This is a genomic window from Ideonella aquatica (assembly GCF_018069755.1).
Lineage (GTDB): Bacteria > Pseudomonadota > Gammaproteobacteria > Burkholderiales > Burkholderiaceae_C > Ideonella > Ideonella aquatica.
Window position 1 is genome coordinate 60,515 of record NZ_JAGQDE010000019.1, and the last position, 25,441, is coordinate 85,955.

29 protein-coding genes and 1 pseudogene are annotated in these 25,441 nt (G+C 70.0%); 13 read left to right on the forward strand and 17 right to left on the reverse strand.

Going from position 1 to position 25,441, the window contains the following annotated elements; all coding sequences use genetic code 11:
* Nucleotide 1: 1 nt before the first annotated feature.
* The 6 genes from KAK06_RS18335 (at nt 2) to KAK06_RS18360 (ending at nt 7,801) form a co-directional block, all read left to right on the forward strand.
* Nucleotides 2-1,192, forward strand: a complete 1,191-nt coding sequence (locus KAK06_RS18335) for an MFS transporter (protein ID WP_210803595.1) — start codon at nt 2-4, stop codon at nt 1,190-1,192.
* Between the two features lie 71 nt (nt 1,193-1,263).
* Nucleotides 1,264-2,724, forward strand: coding sequence for an MFS transporter (locus KAK06_RS18340; protein ID WP_210803596.1), 1,461 nt, complete (start codon nt 1,264-1,266; stop codon nt 2,722-2,724).
* A 20-nt stretch (nt 2,725-2,744) separates the two neighbouring features.
* Nucleotides 2,745-3,755 carry a Gfo/Idh/MocA family protein gene (locus tag KAK06_RS18345; protein WP_210803597.1) on the forward strand — a complete coding sequence of 337 codons (1,011 nt, stop codon included), beginning with the start codon at nt 2,745-2,747 and terminating at the stop codon, nt 3,753-3,755.
* The gene (gene xylB / locus KAK06_RS18350; protein ID WP_210803598.1) at nt 3,752-5,218 is read left to right on the forward strand and encodes a xylulokinase; all 1,467 of its coding nucleotides are present in this window, start codon (nt 3,752-3,754) and stop codon (nt 5,216-5,218) included. The genes KAK06_RS18345 and xylB overlap by 4 nt, the downstream gene beginning before the upstream one ends.
* Nucleotides 5,219-5,259: 41 nt before the next feature.
* A complete protein-coding gene (gene xylA / locus KAK06_RS18355) occupies nt 5,260-6,573 on the forward strand; it encodes a xylose isomerase (RefSeq protein ID WP_210803599.1) in 1,314 nt (437 codons plus the stop codon).
* A 13-nt stretch (nt 6,574-6,586) separates the two neighbouring features.
* On the forward strand, nt 6,587-7,801 hold the full coding sequence (locus KAK06_RS18360; RefSeq protein ID WP_210803600.1) for a hypothetical protein: 1,215 nt from the start codon (nt 6,587-6,589) through the stop codon (nt 7,799-7,801).
* A gap of 10 nt (nt 7,802-7,811) precedes the next feature.
* Here KAK06_RS18360 and KAK06_RS18365 read toward each other — a convergent pair whose 3' ends face one another.
* Entirely contained in the window at nt 7,812-8,381 is a 570-nt protein-coding gene (locus KAK06_RS18365; RefSeq protein WP_210803601.1) for an ankyrin repeat domain-containing protein, read from the reverse strand.
* A gap of 77 nt (nt 8,382-8,458) precedes the next feature.
* On the reverse strand, nt 8,459-9,355 hold the full coding sequence (locus KAK06_RS18370; protein ID WP_210803602.1) for a LysR family transcriptional regulator: 897 nt from the start codon (nt 9,353-9,355) through the stop codon (nt 8,459-8,461).
* A gap of 134 nt (nt 9,356-9,489) precedes the next feature.
* Between KAK06_RS18370 and KAK06_RS18375 the strand changes: the two genes are divergently transcribed.
* The 4 genes from KAK06_RS18375 to KAK06_RS18390 are packed head-to-tail and all read left to right on the forward strand — an operon-like array spanning nt 9,490 to nt 13,748.
* Nucleotides 9,490-10,521 carry a TRAP transporter substrate-binding protein gene (locus KAK06_RS18375; RefSeq protein ID WP_210803603.1) on the forward strand — a complete coding sequence of 344 codons (1,032 nt, stop codon included), beginning with the start codon at nt 9,490-9,492 and terminating at the stop codon, nt 10,519-10,521.
* 34 nt (nt 10,522-10,555) lie between these two features.
* Complete coding sequence (locus tag KAK06_RS18380; protein ID WP_210803604.1) at nt 10,556-11,113, forward strand: TRAP transporter small permease; 558 nt, start codon at nt 10,556-10,558, stop codon at nt 11,111-11,113.
* Nucleotides 11,110-12,438: a TRAP transporter large permease gene (locus KAK06_RS18385; protein WP_210803605.1), complete on the forward strand. Its 1,329-nt coding sequence runs from the start codon at nt 11,110-11,112 to the stop codon at nt 12,436-12,438. The genes KAK06_RS18380 and KAK06_RS18385 overlap by 4 nt, the downstream gene beginning before the upstream one ends.
* Before the next feature lie 29 nt (nt 12,439-12,467).
* Nucleotides 12,468-13,748 (forward strand): gallate dioxygenase, encoded by a 1,281-nt coding sequence (locus KAK06_RS18390; protein ID WP_210803606.1) that lies wholly within the window; start codon nt 12,468-12,470, stop codon nt 13,746-13,748.
* Between the two features lie 267 nt (nt 13,749-14,015).
* Here the strand turns inward: KAK06_RS18390 and aptA are convergent, their stop codons facing one another.
* Complete coding sequence (gene aptA, locus KAK06_RS18395) at nt 14,016-15,380, reverse strand: omega-aminotransferase AptA (RefSeq protein ID WP_210803607.1); 1,365 nt, start codon at nt 15,378-15,380, stop codon at nt 14,016-14,018.
* 90 nt (nt 15,381-15,470) lie between these two features.
* On the opposite strand from aptA, the gene KAK06_RS18400 reads away from it, so the two are divergent.
* Complete coding sequence (locus tag KAK06_RS18400; protein WP_210803608.1) at nt 15,471-16,397, forward strand: LysR family transcriptional regulator; 927 nt, start codon at nt 15,471-15,473, stop codon at nt 16,395-16,397.
* A 24-nt stretch (nt 16,398-16,421) separates the two neighbouring features.
* Here the strand turns inward: KAK06_RS18400 and KAK06_RS18405 are convergent, their stop codons facing one another.
* From KAK06_RS18405 to KAK06_RS18455, 11 genes are all read right to left on the reverse strand, one after another.
* The gene (locus KAK06_RS18405) at nt 16,422-16,850 is read right to left on the reverse strand and encodes a gamma-glutamylcyclotransferase family protein (protein WP_210803609.1); all 429 of its coding nucleotides are present in this window, start codon (nt 16,848-16,850) and stop codon (nt 16,422-16,424) included.
* A 39-nt stretch (nt 16,851-16,889) separates the two neighbouring features.
* A complete protein-coding gene (locus KAK06_RS18410) occupies nt 16,890-17,780 on the reverse strand; it encodes an acyltransferase family protein (protein WP_210803610.1) in 891 nt (296 codons plus the stop codon).
* Nucleotides 17,777-18,307 (reverse strand): GNAT family N-acetyltransferase, encoded by a 531-nt coding sequence (locus tag KAK06_RS18415; RefSeq protein ID WP_210803611.1) that lies wholly within the window; start codon nt 18,305-18,307, stop codon nt 17,777-17,779. The genes KAK06_RS18410 and KAK06_RS18415 overlap by 4 nt, the downstream gene beginning before the upstream one ends.
* A complete protein-coding gene (locus tag KAK06_RS18420) occupies nt 18,294-18,749 on the reverse strand; it encodes an MOSC domain-containing protein (RefSeq protein ID WP_210803612.1) in 456 nt (151 codons plus the stop codon). The genes KAK06_RS18415 and KAK06_RS18420 overlap by 14 nt, the downstream gene beginning before the upstream one ends.
* 35 nt (nt 18,750-18,784) lie before the next feature.
* Nucleotides 18,785-19,150 carry a bleomycin resistance protein gene (locus KAK06_RS18425; RefSeq protein WP_210803613.1) on the reverse strand — a complete coding sequence of 122 codons (366 nt, stop codon included), beginning with the start codon at nt 19,148-19,150 and terminating at the stop codon, nt 18,785-18,787.
* Between the two features lie 178 nt (nt 19,151-19,328).
* Nucleotides 19,329-19,703: a hypothetical protein gene (locus tag KAK06_RS18430; RefSeq protein ID WP_210803614.1), complete on the reverse strand. Its 375-nt coding sequence runs from the start codon at nt 19,701-19,703 to the stop codon at nt 19,329-19,331.
* A 41-nt stretch (nt 19,704-19,744) separates the two neighbouring features.
* The gene (locus tag KAK06_RS18435; protein WP_210803615.1) at nt 19,745-20,083 is read right to left on the reverse strand and encodes a hypothetical protein; all 339 of its coding nucleotides are present in this window, start codon (nt 20,081-20,083) and stop codon (nt 19,745-19,747) included.
* A 22-nt stretch (nt 20,084-20,105) separates the two neighbouring features.
* Nucleotides 20,106-20,426, reverse strand: coding sequence for a heavy metal-binding domain-containing protein (locus tag KAK06_RS18440; RefSeq protein ID WP_210803616.1), 321 nt, complete (start codon nt 20,424-20,426; stop codon nt 20,106-20,108).
* Between the two features lie 117 nt (nt 20,427-20,543).
* On the reverse strand, nt 20,544-20,873 hold the full coding sequence (locus KAK06_RS18445) for a YegP family protein (protein WP_210803617.1): 330 nt from the start codon (nt 20,871-20,873) through the stop codon (nt 20,544-20,546).
* A gap of 143 nt (nt 20,874-21,016) precedes the next feature.
* A complete protein-coding gene (locus KAK06_RS18450) occupies nt 21,017-21,463 on the reverse strand; it encodes a hypothetical protein (RefSeq protein ID WP_210803618.1) in 447 nt (148 codons plus the stop codon).
* A gap of 11 nt (nt 21,464-21,474) precedes the next feature.
* Nucleotides 21,475-21,975: an excalibur calcium-binding domain-containing protein gene (locus KAK06_RS18455; RefSeq protein WP_210803619.1), complete on the reverse strand. Its 501-nt coding sequence runs from the start codon at nt 21,973-21,975 to the stop codon at nt 21,475-21,477.
* A gap of 102 nt (nt 21,976-22,077) precedes the next feature.
* Between KAK06_RS18455 and KAK06_RS18460 the strand changes: the two genes are divergently transcribed.
* Nucleotides 22,078-22,392, forward strand: a complete 315-nt coding sequence (locus KAK06_RS18460) for a hypothetical protein (RefSeq protein ID WP_210803620.1) — start codon at nt 22,078-22,080, stop codon at nt 22,390-22,392.
* A 47-nt stretch (nt 22,393-22,439) separates the two neighbouring features.
* Here the strand turns inward: KAK06_RS18460 and KAK06_RS18465 are convergent, their stop codons facing one another.
* The gene (locus tag KAK06_RS18465; RefSeq protein ID WP_210803621.1) at nt 22,440-23,144 is read right to left on the reverse strand and encodes a thermonuclease family protein; all 705 of its coding nucleotides are present in this window, start codon (nt 23,142-23,144) and stop codon (nt 22,440-22,442) included.
* A pseudogene (locus KAK06_RS18470) lies at nt 23,141-23,251 on the reverse strand (IS5/IS1182 family transposase); the annotation flags it as partial. The pseudogene KAK06_RS18470 and the gene KAK06_RS18465, both read right to left, overlap by 4 nt.
* Nucleotides 23,252-23,765: 514 nt before the next feature.
* On the opposite strand from KAK06_RS18470, the gene KAK06_RS18475 reads away from it, so the two are divergent.
* Complete coding sequence (locus KAK06_RS18475) at nt 23,766-23,999, forward strand: hypothetical protein (protein ID WP_210803622.1); 234 nt, start codon at nt 23,766-23,768, stop codon at nt 23,997-23,999.
* 800 nt (nt 24,000-24,799) lie between these two features.
* On the opposite strand, the gene KAK06_RS18480 is transcribed toward KAK06_RS18475, so the two are convergent.
* The coding region (locus tag KAK06_RS18480; protein WP_210803623.1) for an IS91 family transposase at nt 24,800-25,441 on the reverse strand (642 nt) is incomplete at its 5' end.

Here is a 25,441-nt window from a genome sequence, read left to right on the forward strand (position 1 = left end):
CATGCACACGCCACGCCGCGCCGGCATCGCCCAAGGGCTGGTGATCATCCTGATCGGCCTGCTGCCGATGATGGCGATCGTCACGCTGATGCCCATCGTCCCTGCGCTGGTGAAGAACTTTGCGCATGTGCCGAACATCCAGACACTGGCGCCGCTGGTGCTGTCGGCGCCGGGCCTGTGCGTGGCGCTGTTCTCGCCCTTCGCCGGCACGCTGACCGACCGCATCGGCCGACGCCGGCTGCTGCTGATCTTCACCACGCTCTACGGCCTGGGCGGTGTGCTGCCCTACTTCATCACCAGCTTCGAGGCGCTGTTCGCTGGTCGGCTGCTGCTGGGCGTGGGCGAGGCCTTCATCCTGACCGTGGGCAACGCGCTGCTGGGCGACTACTTCGAGAAGGAAGAGCGCGCCAAGTGGCTGATGTGGCAGAGCCTGACCGGCCCCGCCGCGGGTGTCTTCCTGGTGACCTCCAGCGGCCGGCTGTCGATGCTGGAGTGGAATCTGCCCTTTCTGATCTACGGCCTGGCGCTGCTGCTGGCGATCTTCGCCTTCTTCACCGCCTACGAGCCCGACCGCAGCGGCCAGCAGGCCGTCAACGAGCCGGGCACGGCGACGATGATGGCCTTCCCCAGCGGGCTGATGGTGCGCATCGCGGCGTCCACGTTCGCGCTGTCGGCGCTGTACTTCGTCTACACGCTGCAGTTCTCGCTGGCGCTCGACGAAATGGGCGTCAAGAAGGGCAGCGAGCTGGGCAACTACACGGCGGTGGCCAGCATCGGCGTGCCGGTGGGCGCGCTGCTGTTCAAGTTCGTCGCCAAGCGCAGCAATGCGGCCCAGTTCACCGTGGTCTTCCTGCTGCTGGGCCTGGGTATGGTGGGCATTGGCCTGAACCTGGGCCTGGAGCCGGCCATCGCCTGTGCCTTCGTGCAGCAGCTGGGGGCCGGCATGGTGATCCCGGTGCTGATCAGCTGGAGCCTGCGCGAGCTGCCCGAGCGCTTCCGCGGCCGCGGCATGGGCTGGTGGTGCAGCGCCTTCTTCCTGGGCCAGTTCGTCTCGCCCTTCTTCGTGAGCTTCGTGCGCGGCTGGGCCGGCAGCCTGCTCAACACCTTCGTGGTCTGCGGCCTGATCTGCATCGTCATCGCGCTGAGCCAGGGCCTGAGCCACCGGCGCGCGATGCTGGTGCCGGCGCGCTGAGCAGGCGTCCCTGCTGAATGTCCCTGACCTCCCGGCTGCGGCCGGGGGCTGGCCACGCCTTTGCCTGATCCATGAGCCTGCCCACCCTGTCCAGCACTGCGCCACCCCTGGTGGGTCGGCGCCGCACCTGGGCCTTCGCCATCGTCGCCATCGCCTTCGTGATGGACCTGCTGGACGTCACCATCGTCAACGTGGCGCTGCCGGCCATCGGCCGCTCGCTGCAGGCCGGGCAGGCGCAGGTGGCCTGGATCGTCGCCGGCTATGCGCTGGCCTTTGCCGTGCTGCTGGTGATCGGCGGCCGGCTGGGCGACCTGTACGGCCACCGCACGATGTTCCTGTGGGGCGTGGCCAGCTTCACGCTGGCCTCGGCGGCCTGTGGCCTGGCGGGTTCGGCCGATGCGCTGGTGCTGGCGCGGCTGGCGCAGGGCGCCTGCGCCGCCATCATGGTGCCGCAGGTGCTGACGCTGATGCAGGCGATGTATGCGCCGCACGAACGCATGCGCGCCTTCACCATCTTCGGCCTGCTGGGCGGCGTGTCGTCGGCGCTGGGACCCGTGGTCGGCGGGCTGATGGTGGACGCCAACCTGGCGGGCCTGGGCTGGCGGCTGGTGTTCCTGATCAACCTGCCGGTGGGGCTGCTGGCGATCGCCGGTGCGCTGCGCCTGCTGCCGCAGGACCCGCCGCAGCCCGGCACCGTGCTGGACCTGGGCGGCACGCTGTGGTGCCTGGCGGCGGCGGTGGCCTGGGCGGTGCCGCTGGTGCAGGGGCCCGAGCAGGGCTGGACGCTGCCGCTGTTCGCGCTGCTGGCCTGTGCGCCTGGCTTCACGCTCGGCCTGTGGCAGCACTGCCGCCGGCTGGAGGCCCGCGGCGGGCAGCCGATCGTGCAGCCCTCGCTGCTGGAGGACCGTGGCTACCGGCTCGGGCTGGGGCTGTCGCTGCTGTGCACCGGTGTGCTGCCGGCCTACCTGTTCGTGATGACCCTGGCCTGGCAGCTGGGCGCCGGCCTCAGCGCGACGCAGATGTCGCTGCTGTCGATGCCGATTGCATTGGGTGTGATGCTCAGCGTCAGCACGCTCGGCCGCATCGCCTTCCAGCACCTGGGTGGCCGCTGCATCGGCCTGGGCCTGGGCATCCAGGCGCTGGGCATCGCACTGATGGCGGTGATCAGCGCCGGCGGGCTGGGCGAGCCGGTGCAGCAGGTGCTGGCCCCGCTGGGCCTGCTGGCGCAGGGCCTGCTGGGCCTGGGCGTGGGTTTCATCGGACCGCCGCTGACCGCGGTCACGCTGCAGTCGGTGCCGCGCGCGCAGGCCGGCGGGGCCTCGGGCGCGGTCAACGCGGGCCGGCAGTTCGCGGCGGTGCTGGCGATCGCGCTGGTGGCGGCGCTGCTGCCCAGCGGCCCCGGCCAGGCCTTCACGCCGCGCACGCTGCTGCAGGCGCTGCCGGTGCTGATGGGCTTGCTGCTGTTGAGCATCGGCCTGGCGTGGCGGCTGCCCGCCGTGCCGCCAACCCCCGTGCCCGCCGCGGCGCACTGACGAACCAGGAGGAACAGGCCATGACACAACACACGCCCGTGCGCTGGGCCGTGGTTGGCAGCGGCGGCATCGCCCGCCGCACCGTGGGCGACCTGCGCCTGTGCGAGGACGCGCAGGTGGTGGCGATCTGCTCGCGCTCGCGCGAGCGCGCCGAGGCCTTCGCGCAGGCGCATGGCCTGCCGCTGGCCTTCGACGACTTCGCCCGGCTGTGCGCCAGCGACCAGGTCGATGCGCTCTACATCGGCACCCCGCACGCCACCCACTTCGCGCTGGCCAGCCAGGCGCTGCGCGCCGGCAAGCATGTGCTGTGCGAGAAGCCGATGACGATGACCGCCGACGAGACCCGCGAGCTCGGCCGGCTGGCGCGGGCGCAGGGCGTCTTCCTGATGGAGGCGATGTGGATGAAGTTCAGCCCGGCAATGCGCCGCGCCGCCGAGCTGGTCGACGCCGGTGCCATCGGCGAGCCGCGCCTGCTGCAGGCCGGCCTGGGCTACCCGGTGCCGCCCGATGGCCCGGCACGCTTCTGGGACCCGGCGCTGGGCGGTGGCGCGCTGTACGACATGGGCGTCTACACCATCACGCTGGCGCAGATGTTCCTGGGTGAGCTGGCCGAGATCTCGGTCACCGGCACGATGCGCCCCGACGGCGTGGACCTGGAGCAGGCGATCACGCTGCGCTACACCAGCGGCGCGCTGGCGCAGCTGGCCACCTCGATCACCACGCTGATCCCGCCGCGCGGCTGGCTGGGTGGGCGCCGCGGCGCGATCGACTTCAAGGAGCCGCTGTTCTCGCCCGCCGGCTTCAAGCTGGTGACCGGCCAGCCGCCCGCGCCACCCACGGTGGAGGACCTGGATTTCCCCCGCGAGGGCGCCGGCTACGTGCCGATGTTTCGCGCCGTCAATGCCGCCATCCGCGAGGGTGCCACCGGGCATCCGCTGCACCCGGTCGAGGCCACTGCCGAGGTGCTGTCCATCATGCAGACCATCCAGGCCGAGCTGGCCGCCGAGCGCGATGCGAGGGCCGCCCCATGAGCGCGCCCTGCGTGCTGGGCCTGGACCTGGGCACCTCGGGCCTGAAGGCGGTGCTGCTGGCCGCCGACGGCCGGCTGCTGGCCGAGGCTGACGCGCCGCTCACCGTGCAGCGCCCGCAGCCCGACTGGAGCGAACAGCACCCCGCCGACTGGCTGGCCGCTGCCGACGCCGCCGTGCGGGCGCTGCGCCAGCGCGCCCAGGCCGCCGACTGGCGCGCAGTGCAGGCGCTCGCGGTGGCCGGCCAGATGCACGGTGCGGTGCTGCTGGATGCCGCGGGCGCAGTGCTGCGCCCGGCGATGCTGTGGAACGACGGCCGCGCCCAGGCGCAGTGCCAGCAGCTGGAGCGGCGCCTGCCACAGGGCCGGCAGATCGCCGCCAACCCGGCGATGGCCGGCTTCACCGCGCCCAAGCTGCTGTGGGTGGCCCAGCGCGAGGCGGCGCTGTTCGACCGCGTGGCCAAGGTGCTGCTGCCCAAGGACTGGCTGGTCTGGCAGCTCAGCGGCGAGATGCTCACCGACACCTCTGATGCCTCGGGCACCTGGTGGCTGGACGTGGCTGCGCGCCGCTGGAGCCCCGAGCTGCTGGCCGCCACCGGCCTGGGCATCGACCAGATGCCGGCGCTGCGCGAGGGCCCCGACGCCGTGGGCTGGCTGCGGCCCGACTGGTGCCGCGCCTGGGGCCTGCCCGAGCGCGTGCAGGTGGCCGCTGGCGCCGGCGACAACGCCGCCGGGGCGATCGGTGTGGGCGCGGTGCGGCCGGGCGACGGCTTTGTCTCGCTGGGCACCTCCGGCGTGCTCTTCGTCACCACCGGCGAGGCGCGCGCCTGCCCCGAGCGCACGGTGCACAGCTTCTGCCACGCGCTGCCCGGCACCTGGCACCAGATGGCGGTGATGCTGTCCTCGGCCTCGGCGCTGGCCTGGCTGGGCAGTGTCACCGGCGCTGATGCCGCCACGCTGCTGGCCGGTCTGGACGAGCAGCCGCGCGCCGACGCGCCACTGTTCCTGCCCTACCTCAGCGGCGAGCGCACGCCGCACGCCGACCCTGCGGCACGCGCCAGCCTGCTGGGCCTGGGCGCCGCCACCACGCGCGATGACCTGGCCTATGCGGTGATCGAGGGCGTGGCCTTCTCGTTCGCCGACGGCCTGCAGGCCCTGCGCGCGGCCGGCACCGAGCCGGCCCAGCTGCTGGCGCTGGGTGGCGGTGCACGCAGCGATGTCTGGCTGCAGTTGCTGGCCGATGTGCTGGACCAGCCGCTGCTGCGGCCCGCGGGCGCCGAGGTCGGTCCGGCGCTGGGCGCCGCGCGGCTGGCGCAGCTGTCCCTGGGCCTGCCCGCCACCGAGGTGCTGCGCACGCCGCCGATCGCCCGGTCATTCCTGCCGCGCCCCGCGGCGCAGCCGCTGCTGGCCGAGCGGCTGGCGCGCTTTCGCCGCGCCTGGGCCCCCTGCCGGGCGCTGGCCCGCTGAGACGCCCCGCCTTCTTCACCCTCACCCCACCGAGACCCGCCATGAGCTCTGTCTTCGCCGATCTGCCCACGGTCCGCTACGAAGGTCCGTCCTCCACCAACCCCTTCGCCTTTCGCTGGTACGACGCCCAGCGCGTGGTGCTGGGCAAGACCCTGGCCGAGCACCTGCGCCCGGCGGTCTGCTACTGGCACAGCTTCTGCTGGGGCGGGCAGGACCCGTTCGCGCTGGGCGGCCCGCTGTTCGATCGGCCTTGGTTCAGCGGCGCGCCGCTGGCCGCAGCGCAGCTGAAGCTGGACAACGCCTTCGACTTCTTCCGCCGTCTGGGCTTGCCCTTCTGGTGCTTCCATGACCGCGATGTGGCCCCGGAAGGCGCCACGCTGCGCGAATCGAACGCGCTGCTCGATGCGGTGCTGGAGCGCGCCGCGCGCCAGATGCAGGACAGCGGCGTGCGCCTGCTGTGGGGCACGGCCAACCTGTTCTCGCACCCGCGCTACATGAGCGGTGCCGCCACCAACCCTGACCCCGAGGTGTATGCCTACGCCGCCGCACAGGTCCGGCACGCGATCGAGTGGACGCACCGCCTGGGCGGCGCCAACTATGTGCTGTGGGGCGGCCGCGAAGGCTACGAGAGCCTGCTCAACACCGACCTGAAGCGCGAGCTGGACCAGTACGGCCGTTTCCTGGCGGCGGTGGTCGAGCACAAGCACAAGATCGGCTTCACCGGCACCATCCTGATCGAGCCCAAGCCGCAGGAGCCCACCAAGCACCAGTACGACTACGACAGCGCCACGGTGGATGGCTTCCTGCGCCGCTACGGCCTGCAGGGCGAGGTCAAGCTCAACCTGGAGGTCAACCACGCCACGCTGGCCGGCCACAGCTTCGAGCACGAGGTGGCCACCGCCGCCGCGCTGGGCCTGCTGGGCTCGATCGACGCCAACCGCGGCGACGAGCAGCTGGGCTGGGACACCGACCAGTTCCCGAACAACCATGTGCAGCTGGTGCCGGCGATGCTGGAGATCATCCGCCACGGCGGCCTGGGGCAGGGCGGCATGAACTTCGACGCCAAGGTGCGCCGCCAGAGCATCGACCCCGAAGACCTGCTGATCGGCCACATCGGCGGCATCGACACGCTGGCGCGCGCCTTTCTGTGCGCGGCCGAGCTGCAGGCGTCGGGCGAGCTGGAGCGTGCGGTGGAGCAGCGCTACGCCGGCTGGCAGGGCGAGCTGGGCCAGGCCATCCTGGGCGGCGCCAGCCTGGAGACGCTGGCTCAGCGCGTGCAGGCGCAGGACCTGTCGCCGCAGCCGCGCTCGGGCCGCCAGGAGCGGCTCGAGAACCTGGTCAACCGTTTCGTCTGAGCCGGAGGTGCTGATGCGTCTGCGTGTGTCTGCGCGCCTGTTCGCGCTGGGCTGGCTGCTGGGCGCGTCGGCGCTGTCGGCGCAGCCCGCGCCCGAACCGCTGCGCCCCGAGGTGGCCAAGCCACTGCAGGCGGCGCAGGAGGCCATCCGCGCCGGCCAAGGCGCCCAGGCGCTGGCCCGCGTGCGCGAGGCCGAGGCGGTGCCCCAGCCCAACGCGCAGGAGCGCTACCTGATCCTGCGCCTGCGCGCGCCGGCCGCCGCGCTGGCGGGCGAACACGGCCAGGCGGTGGCGGACTTCGAGGCCGTGCTGGCCAGCGACCGCCTGCCGGCGGCCGAGCGCCCGGCGCTGTGGCAGGCGCTGCTGCAGACCGCGCAGCGCGCCAACGACCCCGCCGCCGTGGTGCGCGTGGTCCGTGCCCAGCAGGCCGAAGGCGCGCGCGAGCCGCGCCTGTGGCTGGTGCTGGCCCAGGCCCAGGCCACGCTGAAGAACGATGCCGGCGTGGTCCAGGCGCTGCAGAGCCTGGTGGCCGACGACGAGGCCGCCGGCCGGCCCGGCGCCGAGGCGCCGCTGAAGCTGCTGGCCGCCACGCAGCTGCGCCAGGGCGATGAGGCGGGCTACCAGGTCACGCTCGAGCGGCTTGTGCGCCTCCACCCTCAACCGGCCTACTGGGCCGACCGGCTGGCCCGGCTGCGTGCCGCGCCGGGCTTCCCGCCGCGGCTGCAGCTTGACAGCTGGCGCCTGGCGCGCCAGGCGAACGCGCTGCTGGACGCCGATGACATGCACGACATGGTGCGGCTCGCGGTGCAGGCCGGCTTGCCGGCCGAGGCGCTGGCGGTGCTGGACGAGGGCGTGGCGCGCGGGTGGGGCACGCCGGCCGACAAGGCGCAACGTGCCGCGCTGCAGAAGGCCGTCGCCGACGACCGCAGCCAGTTGAGCAGCGGCGAGGCTGCTGCGCGCCAGGCGCCCGATAGTGCGGCGCTCTTCGGCCAGGGCCTGGCGTTGTTCACCATGGGCCAGACCGATCCCGGCCTGCAGCGCATGTCCGACGCGCTGGCCCGTGGCATCGCCCGCCAAACCGACGAAGCACGGCTGCGCCTGGCCGTGGCCCGCTGGCAGGCTGGTCAGCGCGAAGCGGCGCAGGCCGAGTGGCGCGCGCTGGCTGCCGGCGCCACCGGCGCGGTGGCCACGCTGGCGCGCCTGTGGCTGCTGCTGCGGCCGCCGTCCTGAGCGCAGCGCCTCACTGACCGCGCACCGGCGGCTTCATGAAGGTGATCACCTGCTGGTCTGGCGCATGGCGCGCGCCGCAGCTGCCGGCCTCTTGCTGGCCCTCGGCCTCGTGCAGCAGGTTGATCACGTCGACGTAGTCGCGGTCCTTGACCATCATCAGCGCGGTGCGGCCCACCTCGTTGCGTGCCAGCGGGTCGGCGCCAGCCTGCAGCAGCACCTGCACCACGGCGGCCTCGCCGTTGCCGGCGGCGTACATCAGCGGACGCACGCCAAAGCCGATGCAGGCCTCCTGGTCGGCGCCGGCCTGCAGCAGCAGCGCCACCACGTCTGGATGGCCGCGGTCCTCGTCGGGGTCGTGGCAGGCGTGGAAGAGGGCGGTGTAGTCGCGGGCGTCGCGGGCGTTCACGTCGGCGCCTGCGGCCAGCAGCGCCTCGGTCAGCGCGCCTTGCCCGGTGCGGGCGGCCCACATCAGCGCGCTGAGGCCCTCGTCGTCGCGCGCCTCCAAGGTGGCTGGCGTGGCCAGGCGGTGCACCGCCTCCAGGTCACCGCGGCGCACCGCTTCAATCAGGCTGTGTGGCATGGAACCCCTCACGGTATCGGTCAAGCTCCGCATTCTGAGGGGTCGGCCGATGGGCCTGCCACCGCAAGGGCGATCGTCTACGCGGTCACCTGCGCCGCGGCGCGGTGGAGATGGGTGATGAAGTGGCGCACGGCCGGCTTCACCGCCACCGTGCTCAGCGCGATCGCGCCCAGGGCCAGCGGCAGCGGCCCTTCGCGCAGCTTCAGCACCTGCATGAACGGCGCTGCGGCCGGGTGGGTGGCAATTGGCAGCGGCATCAGCCCCACGCAGTCGCCATGGCTGATCAGTGACAGCAGGCCCAGCGTGGAGTTGACGATCGCCGCCGGTGCCGGCGGCTGCAGCCCGTGCCGCTCGAACAGCAGCTTGGCATAGCCGGACTGGCCGCTGAGGCTGGTGTAGACCCAGCGCGAGTCCTGCAGATCGCGCAATGAGCGCGCCCGCGCCTTCGGGTTGCCGCGCCCCACCACCACCGCCATCTCGATCGGCATCAGCGGCTCGACATGGCATTCGCCCGGCGCCAGGTCCTCGGGGATCGGGCCCACCACCAGGTCCACCTGGCGCTGGCGCAGCAGCTCCAACTGCCCGATGTAGAGCTCCTCGCGCAGCTGCAGCATCATCGCCGGGAAGGCGCGGCTGTAGGTGCGCACCGCCTCGGGCACCAGCAGCAGCAGCGCCAGCGGCACCGCGCCCACGGCCAGCTGGCCCACCATGCGGCCGCCCATCTGGCCGATCTGCTGCACCGCCTCGTCCAGCTCCCACACCGCGGCCTTGGCCCGCGCATGCAGGATGCGGCCTTGCGCGGTGGGCGTGACACCGGTGGTGCTGCGTTCCAGCAGCGGCGCGCCCAGCTCGCGTTCGAGCTCGCGCACCATCTTCGACAAAGCCGGCTGGGTCACACCCACACGCCGCGCAGCAGCACGCAGGCTGCCCTCGTCAATGGCGGCGACCAGCGCCTGCAAGGCATTGAGCTTCATGCGCTGATGATAACCATGGGTTATCGCGCCGGCCTGCGCGGCATCTTCCGGACCAGGGGTGTGCTTCCTAGACTGCGCCCGCGCTTTGCGCTGGATCAATACCAGCGGTTTTCACACACACCGGAGACAAGCCCTTGAACACCATCCGCCGCCTGCTTGCCGTGGCCGCCACGGCCACCCTGTCCACCGCCGCCTGCGCCCAGGACAGCGTGGTGCTCAAGGTGCACCACTTCCTGCCCGCCGGCTCCTATGCCCAGCAGCAGTTCATCCAGCCCTGGTGCGACAAGATCGCCAAGGACTCGGCCGGCAAGCTGAAGTGCCAGATCTACCCGTCGATGCAGCTGGGCGGCACGCCGGGGCAACTGGTGGACCAGGTCAAGGACGGCGTGGCCGATGTGGTCTGGACGCTGTCGGGCTACACCGCCGGCCGCTTTCCGCTGATGGAGGTCTTCGAGCTGCCCTTCATGATGCAAAGTCCCGAAGCCACCAGCAAGGCGCTGTGGGAGTACGTGAACACCTACGCGATGGCCGAGTTCAAGGACGTCAAGCCGATCGCCTTGCATGTGCATGGCGACGGCGTGTTCCACATGCGCGACAAGCCGGTCCGCAGCATGGCCGACCTCAAGGGCCTGAAGGTGCGCGCTCCCACCCGCCAGACCAACAAGTTCCTCGCCGCCCTGGGCGCCACGCCGGTGGCGATGCCGGTGCCGCAGGTCAGCGAGGCGCTGTCCAAGGGCGTCATCGACGGCGCCGTGGTGCCCTACGAGGTGGTGCCGTCGGTGAAGATCCAGGAGATCGTCAAGTACCACTCCGAGACCGATCCCGCCGAGCCGGCGTTCTACACCTCCACCTTCATGTTCGTGATGAACAAGGACAAGTACGCCAGCCTGTCGCCCGAGCTGAAGAAGGTGGTCGATGCGAACAGCGGCCTGGCGCTGTCGGGCCAGATCGGCAAGGTCTTCCTGGCGGCCGATGCCGAGGGCAAGAAGCTGACCGCGAAGAACACCACCAATGTCATCCCGGCCGCAGAGCTGGCGAACTGGAAGAAGGCCGGCCAGCCGCTGGTCGACGGCTGGATCGCCGATGTCAGTGCCAAGGGCGCCAACGGCAAGCAGCTGTACGACGCGGCCCGTGCCCTGATCGCCAAGCACCAGGCGGCGCAGTAATGCGCAGAGGCTGCACAGGCCCAAGGAGACACGTATGCAAGAACCCCTTCCGGGGGCCCGCGTCGCGGGCACCCTGCCCGGCTTCGGCCCCATCGGCTATCGCCTGCTCGCGCTGTCCAAGGCGCTGGCGATGGCGGGCGGCCTGGTCTTCGTGCTGCTGGTGGCGATGAGCATCGTCAGCATCGTCGGCCGCAAGCTGGCGGCCGCACCGGTGCCGGGCGATGTCGAGCTGCTGCAGATGAGCGCCGCCTTCGCCTGCGCCTGCTTCTTCGCCTACTGCCACCTGATCGGCGGCGACGTGAAGGTCGACTTCTTCACCGCCAGGGCCTCGGCCCGCACCCTCCGTGCGCTGGATGCGCTGGGCTCGCTGCTGTTCGGTGCGATGGGCGCGGCCCTGGCCTGGCGCGGCACGGCCGGCATGCTGGCAATGAAGGACTCGGGCGAGACCAGCATCATCCTGGGCTGGCCGATCTGGCTGGCCCAGGCGCTGATGATCCCCGGCTTCGTGCTGATGGCGCTGGCCGGGCTCTATATGGTGGGCGCGCACCTGCGCAGCCCGGCGGTGGGCGCGCCTCAGGAGGTGCAGCCATGAGCGGCATCGCCACCGGGCTGTGGATCTTCGCGCTGCTGATGGGCCTGCTGGCGCTGCGCGTGCCGATCGGCGTGGCCATGTTCACCATGGGCTCGCTGGGCTACGCCTGGCTCAGCGGCAGCTTCACCCCGCTGCTCAGCGTGTGGAAAAACGTGGGCTATGCGCGGCTGTCGAACTACGACCTGATCGTCATCCCGATGTTCCTGCTGATGGGCCAGTTCGCCACCCACGGGGGCTTGAGCGCGGCGCTGTTCCGCTTCGTCGCGGCCTTCATGGGCCACTTGAAGGGTGGCATCGCGATGGCCTCGATCGGCGCCTGCGCGGGCTTTGGCGCGATCTGCGGCTCCTCGCTGGCCACTGCCGCCACGATGGGCCAGGTGGCGCTGCCCGAGCTGCGCCGCTACGGCTACTCCGGCGCGCTGGCCACCGGCGCGCTGGCGGCTGGCGGCACGCTGGGCATCATGATCCCGCCCTCGGTGCCGCTGGTGATCTACGCCATCCTGACGCAGGAGTCGATCGGCAAGCTGTTCATGGCTGCGGTGCTGCCGGGCCTGATCGCGATGCTCGGCTACATGATCGTCGTGAAGATCATCGTCACGCTGCGCCCCGAGGCCGGCCCCGCCGGTCCGCGCGTGCCCTGGCCTGAGCGGCTCAAGGCACTGGCCCAGGTGCTGCCGGTGCTGGGCGTGTTTGCGGTGGTCATCATCGGCATCTACGGCGGCTGGGCCAACCCCACCGAGGCGGCCGCCATTGGCGCCGCGGCCTGTGGCGTGCTGGCCGTGGCCACCGGTGGCATGCGCGTCAAGGGCATCGTCGACAGCGCGCTGGGCACGGCCCAGGCCACAGCGATGATCTTCCTGGTGCTGCTGGGCGCCGACATGCTCAACACCGCGCTGGCGCTGAGCCAGATGCCGGTGGAGCTGGCCGCCTGGGTCAAGGACAGCGGCCTGCACCCGATGGTGGTGATGGTGGCGATCCTGGTGATCTACATCCTGCTGGGCTGCGTGATGGATTCGCTGGCGATGATCCTGCTGACCATCCCGATCTTCTACCCGATGGTCATGGGCCTGGAGTTCCATGGCCTGGGCGCCACCGACAAGAGCATCTGGTTCGGCATCCTGGCGCTGATGGTGGTGGAGATCGGCCTGGTGCATCCGCCGGTCGGCATGAACGTCTTCATCATCAACCGCCTGGCCAAGGACGTGCCGCTGGTCGAGACCTTCAAGGGCGTGATGCCTTTCCTGGCCTCGGACCTGCTGCGCATCGTGCTGCTGCTGGCCTTCCCGGCACTGTCGCTGGTGCTGGTGCACAGCGTCGGCGGCTGATTCCCCCTCCTTCGGAGCAAGCTCTCACCATGGCACGCATCATCGGCGGCATTGGCGCCTCGCATTCCCCCACCATCGGCTACGCCAAGGACACCGGCAAGCAGCAGGACCCGGCCTGGAAGCCGATCTTCGACGGCTTTGACGCCATCCGCGGCTGGGTGCAGGCGCAGAAGATCGACGTGATCTTCGTGATCTACAACGACCACATCACCTCGTTCTTCTTCGACCACTACTCGGCCTTTGCGCTGGGCATCGATGACCGCTATGTGGCGGCCGACGAGGGCGGCGGCCCGCGCGAGGTGGCGCCGGCCATCGGCCACCTGGGCCTGGCGCGGCACATTGGCATGGCGCTGGTGGCCGACGAGTTCGACATGTCCTTCTTCCAGGGCAAGCCGGTGGACCACGGTCTGCTGTCGCCGCTGTCGATGCTGGCCGATGCGAACGGCCCCTGGCCCGGCCAGGTCGTGCCGCTGCAGGTGGGCGTGCTGCAACTGCCCATCCCCAGTGCGAAGCGCATGTGGAAGCTGGGCAGGACGCTGCGCCAGGCCGTGGAGAGCTACCCCGAGGACCTGCGTGTCGCAGTGATGGCCACCGGCGGCCTGTCGCACCAGGTGCATGGCGAGCGCGCGGGCTTCCTCAACGAGGCCTGGGACAGCGAGTTCCTGGAGCTGCTGGAGCACGCGCCCGACACGCTGGTGAACATGCGCATCGCCGAGTACGCCGCCAAGGGCGGCATGGAAGGCGCTGAGGTCATCATGTGGCTGATCATGCGCGGCGCACTGTCCGAGCAGGTGCGCCTGGTGCACAAGCAGACCTATGCCCCTTCGGTGACCAACATCTGCACCTTGGTGTTCGAGGACCTGGGCGGCGAGCCTGACCCCGCGGCGGTGGCCGCCTACCGCACCCACATCGGCCATGAGCTGGATGGCGCTGGCGCCTTGCCCGGCACCTACCCCTTCACGCACGCGCGCAGCCACGCCAACCTGCGCCTCAACAGCTTCCTGCACGAGCTGGTGAAGCCGGCGCACCGCGCGCGTTTCCTCAGCGACTTCGACGCCCTGGCCACCGAGCACGGCCTGAGCGCCGAGGAGCAGGCGCTGATCCGCGAGCGCCGCTGGATCGAGATGATCCGCCGCGGCGTCAGCTTCTTCGTGCTGGAAAAGATGGCGGCCGTGCTGGGCGTGCCCAACCCCGCGGTCTACGCGGCCTTCCGCGGCGAATCGCTGGCGCAGTTCCTGGCCACCCGCAAGGTGCCGATGACCTACTCGGTGGCGGGCGGTGACAAGGTGCGGGCGATGGAGCCGCGCTGAGCGGCGGATTCCTGCCCACAGCGGCCGTAGGCCGCTGTGGGCAGGGCCCTTTTCCGTTGAGCTCCCCCCAGCCCCCCTCCAAGAAGGGGGCTCCAGCATGAGCTTCGGGCCGGCCTGCCGGCCGGCGTAGCGCTGGCACGCTGGGCGCATCACCCTTTGTCGTTCTGACTGGAGCCACCCTCTTGGAGGGGGGCTGGGGGGAGCTCCATGTGCGGGCCTCGGCCCGGAGCAGCCTTCGGCTGCTCCGGGCAGGAAGCCGCCGGACGTTTATTCCACCTCGTTGAAGGTCTCACCCAGCGCATTCACCAGGCTGTCGATCTGCGCTGTCGTGCTGATGAAGGGCGGGGCGAGCTGGATGGTGTCGCCGCCGTAGCGCACGTAGAAGCCCTTCTTCATCATGCGCATCGCCACCTGGTAGGGGCGCTTGGCGGGCTCGCCGGGGACGCTGGCCACGGTGATGCCGGCGGCCAGGCCGAAGTTGCGGATGTCGGCCACGTGCTTCGCGCTCTTGAGGCTGTGCACCGCGCGTTCGAAGTGCGGCGCCAGCGCGCGCACGCGGCCGGGGCCGTCCTCGCGGGCCAGCAGGTCCATCGCGGCCACGCCCGCGGCGCAGGCCACCGGGTGGGCCGAGTAGGTGTAGCCGTGCGGGAACTCCAGCATGTAGTCGGGGCCGCCCGCCTGCATGAAGGTGTCGTAGATCTCGGTCCTGGCGATCACCGCGCCCAGCGGCTGCACGCCGTTGGTCACCTGCTTGGCGATGTTGATGATGTCCGGCGTGACGCCGAAGGCCTCGGCGCCGGTCCAGGCGCCGGCGCGGCCGAAGCCGGTGATGACCTCGTCGAAGATCAGCAGGATGTTGTGCGCGGTGCAGATCTCGCGCAGGCGCTGCAGGTAGCCCTGCGGCGGGATGATCACGCCGGCCGAACCGGCGAAGGGCTCGACGATCACCGCGGCGATGTTGCTGGCGTCGTGCAGCGCGATCAGGTTCAGCAGCTCATCGGCCAGCGCCACGCCGTGCGGGCCCTCGGCCGGCGGCTGGCCTTGGAAGAAGCTGCCGGCGGGCGGCTGGGTGTGGGGCAGGTGGTCGGCCTCGACGCCCTGGCCAAAGGTCTTGCGGTTGGCCACCAGGCCGCCCACCGAGATGCCGCCGAAGTTCACGCCGTGGTAGCCCTTGATGCGGCCGATCAGCCGCGTCTTGCTGGCCTGGCCCTTGGCACGCCAGTAGGCGCGCGCCATCTTCAGCGAGGTGTCGGCCGACTCCGAGCCCGAGCCGGTGAAGAACACCCGGTTCAGCCCGGCGGGCATGCGCTCGACGATGCGGTTGGCCAGCTCGAAAGACAGCGGGTGGCCGAACTGGAACGCGGGCGAGTAGTCCAGCGTGCTCACCTGGCGCGCCACGGCGTCAGCAATCTCGCGCCGCGCATGGCCCAGGCCGCAGCACCACAGGCCCGACAGGCCATCGAACAGCTTGGTGCCGTCGGCCATCGTGTAGTGCACGCCCTCGGCCGAGGTGATCAGGCGCGGGTTGGCCTTGAAGTCGCGGTTGCCGGTGAAGGGCATCCAGTGGGCGTCCATCCAGACGGCGTCGGTGGAGGCGGGGTGGGTGGTGGTCCAGATCTCGGGGGCGTTCATCGGCGGGTCTCCAGGCAGCGCAAGCTGCGGATGGTGCCTCAGGATTCGCTTGAATAGAATGCTTTCATCTGCGCAGTCACTTGACGATCCATGCAACTGAATGACGCCACGCTGCCCGGCCAGATCGGTGACGCCGATCTGCGCCTGCTGCGCGTCTTCAAGGCCGTGGCCGATTGCGGCGGCCTGGCGGCGGCCGAGCGCGAGCTGGGCATTGCGCTGTCCACCATCAGCCGCCACCTGAAAGACCTGGAGCAGCGCCTGGGCCTGACGCTGGCCCGCCGCGGCCGCGCCGGCTTTGCGCTGACGCCCGAGGGCGAGCAACTGCACGCCGCCGCCACCCAGCTGCTGGGCGCCACCGATGCCTTCCGCGGCCAGCTGCACGAGATCCATCGCCGCCTGGCCGGCGACCTGCACCTGGCGGTGTTCGAGAAGACGGCCAGCAACCCAGACGCGCGCATCGCCGAGGCGGTGGCCGCCTTCCAGGCGCGCGCACCGCAGGCCACGCTGCATGTGCATGTGGGCACGATCGCGATGATCGAGCGCGGCGTGATCGACGGCAGCTTCCAGCTGGGTATCGTGCCCGAGCACCGGCGCTCGGACAGCCTGGATTACACGCCGCTGTTTGGCGAGACCATGTACCTCTACGCCGGCCGCGGCCATCCGTGGTTCGCACCGCAGCGCAAGCCCCCTGGCTGGGACGCGCTGCGCCGCGAGGCCCTGGTGGGCCTGGGCTACCAGTCGCCCAACCTGATGCTCACCCATGCGCGCCGGCTGGAGCGTCGCGCTACTGCCTCTGACCAGGAGGCGGTGGCCACGCTGGTGCTGTCAGGCCGCTACCTGGGCTTTTTGCCCGACCACTACGCCGAACCCTTCGTGCGCGCCGGGCGGCTGCGCGCGGTGTCGCCGCAGGTGCTGAACTACGCCTGCCAGTTCAGCGTGGTGCAGCGGCGCTCGCCGGCGCCGTCACGGCTGGCCGCAGCCTTTCATGCGGCGCTGGTGCAGGCGCACGGCGTCTGATCCTGCCGGGCCGGGCGGCTGACCTCAGCCGCGGCTGATCCAGTAGCCCTCGGCCAGCGCCAGCGTGTACTCGTGAAACGGTCCTTCCACCGCCAGGCAGCGGTGCATCTGGTGCTCGGGCTTCAGGTAGGCATAGGCCTGCAGCGGCTGGCCGTCGCTCTGCGACACCACCGTCAACGCCACCCGCTCGTAGCCATCGGGCAGGCCCACCTCCTCGAAGGCGTCGATCGACGGCAGCGCGTCGTCCGGCACCTCGAACAGCTGGCCGCTGACGCAGTGGCCCTGGCCGGGCAGGTGCATCAGCCAGGGCGCGCGTTCCTCCTGCGGCAGGCGCACCACATACAGCGGCAGCGGCTGCACGGTGCGGTACTCGCCCGGCACGCGGCGGCCGGTGTTCAGGGGGTGGTTCGGGAACCCCTGCTTCAGGGTTCCGTAGACAAACAGCAGGGTCATGCGCCGAGTATCCCGGATCGGCCGTCCCCGCCGGGGGGCTCAGGACCACCACCCGCGCCAGCGCGGCGCCAGCGCCCGCCCGCCCGCCACCAGCAGCGCCGACACCGCGAACACCGCCACCGCCAGCAGCGCACCGCGCAGCGGTGTGCGCAGCAGCAGGGCTTCCAGCACCAGGATGTGGACCAGGTAAATGCCCATGCACAGGTCCGATAGCCACTGCACCGACCAGCCGCCCGGCGCGGGCGCTGGTCGCCTGGCCAGCCACGCGCACACACCCAGGCCGAGGGCGCTGGTCAGGCCAAAGCTCTCCAGCGGCGCCATCAGTGCCGCGGCCAGCACCGGCACGGCCAGCGCGGCAGTGCGCTGCGCGGGCGTCAGTGCGCCCGCGCCCAGCAGCATCAGCCCATAGCTGACCGGCAGCGCTGCATCGGCCCACTGCCGCAAGGGGTAGAAGCTGCCCAGCGTGTGCGGCCGCCACAGCGGTATGGCCAGCGCCAGTGCGGTGGCCAGCAGGCCTGCGCCCAGCGCCAACCCGCGTGCGGGCAGCAGGCGCCTGAGGCCATCGGCCAGCAGCAGCACCGCGAACATGAAGGGCAGGTACCACAGGTGGATGTTGCTGCCTGCCAGCACGCCCGCCAGCAGGCCGTGGCGCGTGTCCACCACCGGCAGACGCAGCGTGTGCACATACCAGCCATAGACGACGAACCACAGCGCCCAGGGCAGCAACAGCCGCCGCGCGCGCTGGCGCACCGCGGCCCAGCCCTGGCGCGAGCCCGCCGAGAGCCACACCGACAGCACCAGGAACACCACCAGCCCCGCATAGCCCAGCGCCAGTTGCGGCGCGTGGGCATGGAACCAGACGATGCCGAAGGCGGCCAGCACCCGCACCGCCTCGATGTCCTGCCGGCGCGTCGGCAGGGCGGGGCTCATCGGGGTGGCGCGGGCGGCGCGTCGAAGCGCTGCACCGTGCCCCGCCACCAGCCGTCAGTGACCTGCTGTTCGGTGAAGCCGGTCGGGCTGTGGTCAGCGATCACGCGCCGCCAGAAGGCCAGCGCAGCCGCATTGCCCGGCATCTGGCCGACCTCCCAGGGGCCAGGGTGGGCGGCAAAGACATGCTGCGCCAGCGCCCGCCCCACGCCGCAGCGGCGGTAGCGCTTGAGCACGAAGAACTGCTCCATCCAGCAGCCCTCGGTGCGCGTGACGGCCGCGGGCGCCACCAGCGCGCAGCCGGCGTAGACGCCCTGGTGCCACACCACATGGGCGAAGAAGCGCTGCGCCCGCAGATGGCGCCGCAGGTCATAGCCGTATCGGCCCTGGGCGTCCAGGTCCTGCGGCCAGAGGTCGGACAGCTCGTACTGGTAGAGCTCCAGCATTTGCTGCACGGCCGGAAAGTCCCCGGCCGCGGCCGCGCGGCAGACCGTTTGCGCCGGGGCGCCGCCGTCCTCAGGCGAGCTCAAACCCGTCTCCGCGGGCGATCTCGCCGTCACTGAGCACATCCACCCGCAGTCCGCCTCGCCCCACCCAGTGGCGCACCACGGCCGGTGGCGGCAAGGTGTCGCTGCTCAGGGCCTGGCCCAGGCCCAGGCAGGGCTCGCACAGCTCCACGCCGCGCACCCGGACCGCGCCGATCAGGAAGGTGCGGCCCTCCAGCGCATTGAGCCGCACGCCGCGCGTGACCAGATTGCGCCGCGTGATCGACAGGTCGGGCAAGCGGCCATGCTGCGCGCAAAAGCGCTCGATCTCCTCGGCCTCGACCAGGGTCAGGTTCTGGCCCGGGTGATCGGCCCGGCCCTCGTTGCGGTCGCCTTGCACGCCGCGGCCGGCGCGCAGCGTGATGCGCTCGTGTTCCATCTGCGGCGCGTCGGCAGCAGGGCTGGTGAAGATGCGTTCAATCGCCATGGTCGGCTCCTGGGCGCGCATCGTACAGGCCCCTGTCAGAGCACCTGGCCGAACTTGACCAGGTTGCCATCCTCGTCGATCAGCGCCAGCTCGCGCATGCCCCAGGGCTTGTCCTGCACCGGCTCCAGGCGCGGAATGCCCTGCGTTGGCAGGCCCACAGGCGCGAAGGCCGCCTGCAGCGGGTCCACCGCGGCCACGCGCATGTACGCACCGGCATAGCACTCGGCCGGGTCCAGCGCCGGGTGTGGAAAGAAATGCAGCTCCAGCGCACCCCGGGTGAGGATCGCGTACGTGCCGTTGGCCAGCAGCTCGCCCTCAAAACCCAGCCGCGCGTAGAACGCGATCGTGCGCGGCAGTGATCGACTGGGCAGCACCGGAATGGACATATCCTGGTCAGGCATCGGCGGTTCCTTCATCGGTGCGTTCAGTCGCCATCCGCCGCGTACTGCACCGCGGCGCGCAGCACCATGAACACGCAGCGGTTGTCGCGGTCATGCGACTCGGGGCAGGGCCGCTGCGTCGCCTGGCTGCAGGCGCAGCGGTCCGGGTGCGGGTGCGGCTGCCGGCATGGTCGGCGCCTCAGCGGTTCACCACGCGGTCGATCATCTGGTCGCGCAGCGTGCCTTCGGCCGCGGTGCCCGGCGCCGGCTTGGCCGCTGGCACCGAGGCGGGCACCACCGGCGCCACCACATTGACATGGCCTTGGACTGGGGCCGTGGCGTAGCCCGGCGGGCAGGTGCTGTCGGTGTAGAGCACCCGTTCGCCGGCCACGCACTTGCGCAGGCCGCCTGGGCCGGCGGGGGTGTCTACACGGGCCCCACCCACTGCTGGCGCGCCCAACACCGCCGATGTGGCGCTGCGCAGCGCCGGCATCAGCGGGGCCAGGGCACCGAGATGCCAGGCGGCGGCCAGCACCAGGCCCAGAAAGCTCACGGTCAACAGCAGGGTGCGCATGGGTTGGCAGAGGCTAGGAGGTGGCCATGGTACGGCGGGGTTCAGACTGGGGTGTTGGCCAGTGCTGTGCGCGGTGGATCACAAGGGCCGGCCGCGAGCACGCGGATGGTCACCACATCGCCCGCCGCCAAGGGACGCGTACCCCAATCCCGGTGCTCGCCGAGGACCGAATCCAGCCCCGTCATGGACAACTCGCACACCTCGCGCAGGAACGCGGCCTCATCAAAGCCGGGCCGCTGGCGATGCGCGTCGGCGATCTTGTCCGGGCTGCGGCGCACCCGCGACACGATGGCGGTGAGGACACCGAAGGCCTCGATGCCGATGGTGCCGACCGGCTGGCCATTGACACAGATCTCGAAGCGGACGTCGGCGTGGGGCATCAGGGCGACACGCGCTTGGGATTTACTCGATGACCACCGCCGTGCCGCTGGCCGACACCATCAGCATGCCGTTGCCCTGGCCCAGCACCTCGTAGTCGAGGTCGATGCCGACCACGGCGGTGGCGCCCAGCTGGGTGGCGCGTTCCTCCAGCTCGCGCAGCGCGATGTCACGGGCGCGCTGCAGCTCTTTCTCGTAGGTGGCCGAGCGGCCGCCGACGATGTCGCGGATGCCGGCGAACAGGTCCTTGAACACATTGGCACCCAGGATGGCCTCACCGGTGACCACGCCGCAGTAGCGGGTGATGCGGTGGCCTTCAACGCTGGGGGTGGTGGTGAGCAGCATGTGGATCCTGGCAAGGTGCGGGCGGGCGAGGCAGGGGCACACGTGGCCTGGCGGGCCGCCAGATCCAAGGTCCACGTGCCGATCAATCTGCCGATGATAGGCCGGCGCAGTGGGCGCTCAGGCCTCGCGCACATCCTCGCTCGGGCCGTTGGCTTTCACCGAGGCGATGCCGGTGGCCCGCGTGGCCTCGGTGGCGTACATCTGGCTGGTGCCCACCACCTGCCCGTTGACCGCTTTGAGGTTGAAGAAGAAGCGGCCATCGCTGGCCGTCTTCAGCTCGTAGCGCTCGTCCAGCGGCGCGTTCTTTTGCACCGAGGCGATGCCGCCCTGGGCCGAGGCCTTGCTCTCGTACTGCTCGCTGCGCAGGATCACCTGCGCGTTGGCCGCCTTCAGCACGAAGGAAAACTGACCCTTGTCGTTGCGCGACAACTCGTACCAACCTGCCATGACAGCTCCTCGATCCGTGGGGTGAAGCCATCGATCGTAGCGGCGGGGTGCATGCCTGCACAGCGTGCTGCGGCGATTCGTGATTTCCGGGCGCTGCGGCCCGGCAGCGTGGGGACGCACGCAACGTTGTCTGCGCCCTGGCGCTACAGCGACAGCTCCAGTTGCCCACCCACCGGCAGACCCGCCCACCGCGCTGACAGATCGGCCATGCAGGCGCGCACCGCGTCCACCGCCGCCGCGTCCAGCGCCAGCGCCGGGCACTGCCGCGCCGCGCAGGTCAGCTGGTACATCGCGATCATGTCGTCGGCCGGCGTGGCGCCGCCCGACCAGGCGTCGCCCTGGATCACCTCGACCAGTCGCTCTACCGCATCGCTGTCGGCCTCGGCCGCCATGCGAAAGCCGGCCGCCTCGCCATCGCGCACCCGGCCCAGGAAGCCGCGCGCCTGCAGCGTGCTCTCCACCGCGAAGTGCACCATGTCGTGCGGGATGATCCCCTGCTTCGGGCACTCCACCCGCTGCGGCGCGCCGCTGCCCTGGAACACCTCCATCAGGTCATGCTTGCCGGAGCCCTTGGTGAAGACGATGTTCATGGGCGGCTTTTCTAGCGGGCGCACCACTGCTGCTCGCAGGGGACGCCGTCGCCGTCGCCATCCATCTTGACCCCCGGGCAGTTCGCCAGAAAGTACTTGGCTTCGGCGCACGAGCGCATTTGCGAGCAGTGCTGGCGCCCGTCACAATGGAACGCGCCCGGCGCGGCCCCGGGTGCAGGGGTCAGCGCCGCCCCGGGTGCAGGCGCTGGCGCCGCCGCAGGCCCCGGCGAGGGGGCGGGCGCGGTGGACGGCCAGGGCACCTTGGCCCCCGCGCTGGGTGCCGACGCGGCCGCTGCGCGGCGCTGCTTCTCGGCCGCGTTCAGCTCCGCCAGCGTCGGGTCGCGCCGAGGCTGCGTGGCCGGGCAGGGCGCCTCCTGGAAGGTGACGCTGCCGTTGATCACGCACTTGTTCACCGGTGCGGCGTGGGCGGCGGCCGCGTACGCCAGCAGTGCGCTCAGCAAAGGCACCAGCAGCGCGCGCAGTGGCTTTTGGGTGATGGGGGCGTGGGGCATGGTTGATTCCAACGGGTGTGGTCGGCTGGCTCGGTGGCTCACGTCCGCCGCTGGACGCGCGCACCTGTATTGACCCCGCCGAACCAGGAGGACCACCCTGCGGTGGTCGCCGACAGCATCGTTTATATGCCCGCTGATGTTGACTGCGAGACGACGAGCACCTGGATGCGGCCCCATGGTCGTCTCGGTCCAGAGGCGCCTTCATCCATTCGACAACCAGACATCATCGACCACGCATTGGTCAGCGCGCGACCGCCTCACTTCAACCAACGGCTCTGCGCAGAACGCGGGGCGGTTCACATCGACCAGGGCCTGGACAACTTCGAGGAACGTTACCGCGGACGCATCATTCGCCAGACCTCCCAACGCGCCGCCAAGTTCGGACTGTCCGTCGTCCCCACCTCGCAGGCAACATGAAAAATTCATTGCAGATCAGTCACTTGGGGGGAAGTTCTTGAGAGGTGTCAACCGCGAACGCCCTGCCGCCAGCGCCAAGGAGGTACTGGATTGGGAGCAGACCAGAGACCAACTTTCGCCGCCCTGGCGCCAAGTTCCAGTCGTTCGTAGTCGAGATCGTGTTTCTCGTAGGACTTGTACCACCAGGCAAGCCCGGCGCGCACGAGCTCGCGATTCGCGGAGCGTCCCTCTACGAAGACTTCGCCCACAAATCTACCGTAAGTCAAGTCGCCTTTCATCCGCGCAGTGACGACCTTGCCCTCGAGCATCGTGCGGGCGAAGTCTCTCGCCTCCTTGGCGAAGGGCTGCTCAGGCCACAAACCGGTGTATGCGCTCTCGGGTGTGTCGATCGCTGAGAATCGAAGGTCCACAAGGCCGTCGTCATCGTTATCGAGGATTCTTGCGCCCATTGACAGTTTGAGGATCAACGTGTCGCCATCCTTCACCTTGAGAACGGTGCCGTTGGCGAAGAACTCGTCGCCGGGTTGGTAATCGAAGGGTCTGCGCTCGACTGGCATTTCATGGCTCCGTTTGCTGACAAGAGTTGAATTTGACGCCTGAGGAAGGTCTGCACAACACACCGAACGGTGTGCAGATGCCCTGATCTGATCGGAATGTGATGCTGCCAGCCTCGGATTCACCCGCTCTCGCAGGTCATCAGCCACGAAGGAGGCACCAGCATGGCCGTTTTCGCGAACTGCGGACGCACTCATGCCTGCGCTCCTATCAGTTTGCGCCGCACCAGCCACAGGTTGGCCAGCGCGAACAGCGTGTGCAGTTGCGCCGTGTTCTTGGCCAGGCCGCGGTAGCGCACCTTTGTATCGACCCAGCGGAACCTGCGAAGCGCGCTCGCTCATGTGCGTGACGACGTCGCCCACCTTTTGATGCGCGCCGCCAATTGCAAGCTTGCCAAGAAACTGCATGCCATCAAATTCGAGAAGGCCCTGCTGCATAACGTGCGAGCTAAGCTGCGCGCGGAGGCGAGGCTTGTAAGCCCGGGTGGCGACGATGATACAACTGGCGCCACCCGGGCTTACAAGCCTTGCCGTAGCGAGTCAGCTTGAGCGCGGGGTAAGGCCTCACCTGCGCTAACGGGATGTATTGCATATTGAATTGACGCGCACTCTACGACGGCGAATTCGTTCGCAATGAAGAGAAGCGCATGGCGCCAGCCGACTTTCGACTGCGTGAGTTCGTGTCCCAGGAGTTCGCCTCCAACAAGCAGACTCTGAAGCCCGGTGCACTTTAGCGAAGTGACCGATGAATAAGTGATTCTGTGTCTCTCGCTCTGGTCCCTTGAAACCCAGTCAATGATTAGGTCAACAACTTCCGGCTTGTTTTCGCTCTGGACTGCCGTCAACCTATACACCGATGCCTTGAACAGCGGCGACGAAGTTGCGATTGACTCCAAGCTCAAGGCAGCGGCGTCTGAAGGCTTCGACTGCTCGGCGAAGCGGCGCACTTCTGCTCTGTATGCGGTGGAGTCCCAGGTTTCCAATCGGGCGTCCCAGAGAATCCTTGAGAACAAGCTCGAAGGGCTGAAGGTTTCGATGGAAACGTGCATTTGATGTGAGGCCTAACGTTGGAGCTGAGCCGCGAGCGGCGGCGTGCCGACGCGAGTCGGCTCGAGCGACTGGTTAGGGCTCAACCGCATGACCCAAACTCCAGCGCTTGAAGAAACAAACGACCGTATTCTCCCAGTGAAGCTGGCGTTCTCGGATAGAAGGGTGCCGCCGCCGCCTTGAGCAAGACGTAGCCCAGTCCAACAAGCAGCAAGAAGATCGCTTTTCGACGTATGGAGCTCAGCACCCGACTTGGCCAAGCGATCGCAACAACACAAGCAATAAGCGCAACAGCTAAGAAGGCACTCTTGTGCCACGCATAGCCGCCACACGAGAAGAGGCCAAAGTAGATTGCGCTTGCGGCAACCACAATTGCCGCGCATGCGACTAGCGCTCGGCCAGCAAGATCAACGGGGGCAGGAGAGCTGTGCATGCACTTGAGCCCTAACAGATAGCGTTTATCTGCCGAGCCCGACGGCCGGCAGCGCGCGCGGCGGGCAGCCGAGGCAGATAAACCGTGTTGAACTGAACCATCGTGCCGTCCCTGGCCGCGGGGGCCTGTGTGGCGGCTCAATGGGGATTGCATCGCCCGGGGCCGCTGTTTGAGCCCATTATGGTGGCAGGGCCGCTGGCGTAAAGCCCCCCGGCATGGGGGTTTGCGTGGTCTGGGGCGGCACTGCGGGTCCAGGCGCTGCGCCTGTGCGCATCGCTCGGTGTCAGGCCTGCACGGTGGGCGTAGAGCGGCCCTGCGCCGCGTGCTGAGTGCAGGCGCTGAGGTCCCTCGCGCTGGGTGAACCCGGTGCCTGTCATGGCGGCGCCCGTGCCTGCGTGTGCGGCGCGGTGATGTCGGCCCCTGGGGCCGCCAGACGGCGCAGCCCGGCAAGGACCTGGATCACCTGCAGCGGGCCGCGGCACTTCGGGCAGGTGTGGATCTGCGCCTGTGCCACGCGGGCCATGAAGGCCGCGGCGGATTCGCTGGCCAGGGGGTTCGGTGCGGGTTGCTGCAGTGCGGCGCGGGCCTGGGTCAGCTGGGTCTTCTTGCAGCCGTTGGCCAGCACGCCGTAGTGCCGGATGCGCTGCAGGCCCCCGGGCAGCACATGCAGCAGCAGCCGGCGGATGAACTCGCCCGTGGCCAGGTGCGCAAGGCGCTGGCCGCCGTGGCTGTCGGCACGCACGCTGAAGACCACCTCCTGCGCGCTGACCGAGCGGATGCGCTCGTTGCCGATGGCCGTGCGGTGGCTGTAGCGGCTGAGGTAGTTCAGCACCTGCGCGGGCCCGCCCATCGGCGCCTTGGCGTAGACCACCCAGTCGTGGCGATACAGCGCCCGCCGCCCACTGGCGCTGAGGTTCGCATCCGAGGGCGCGTCAGCTTGCGTGGCCAGTTGCCGCAGCGCCTGCATGAACTGGCCCCGGAACACCCGGCTGAGCGCGCGTACCGGGAACAGGAA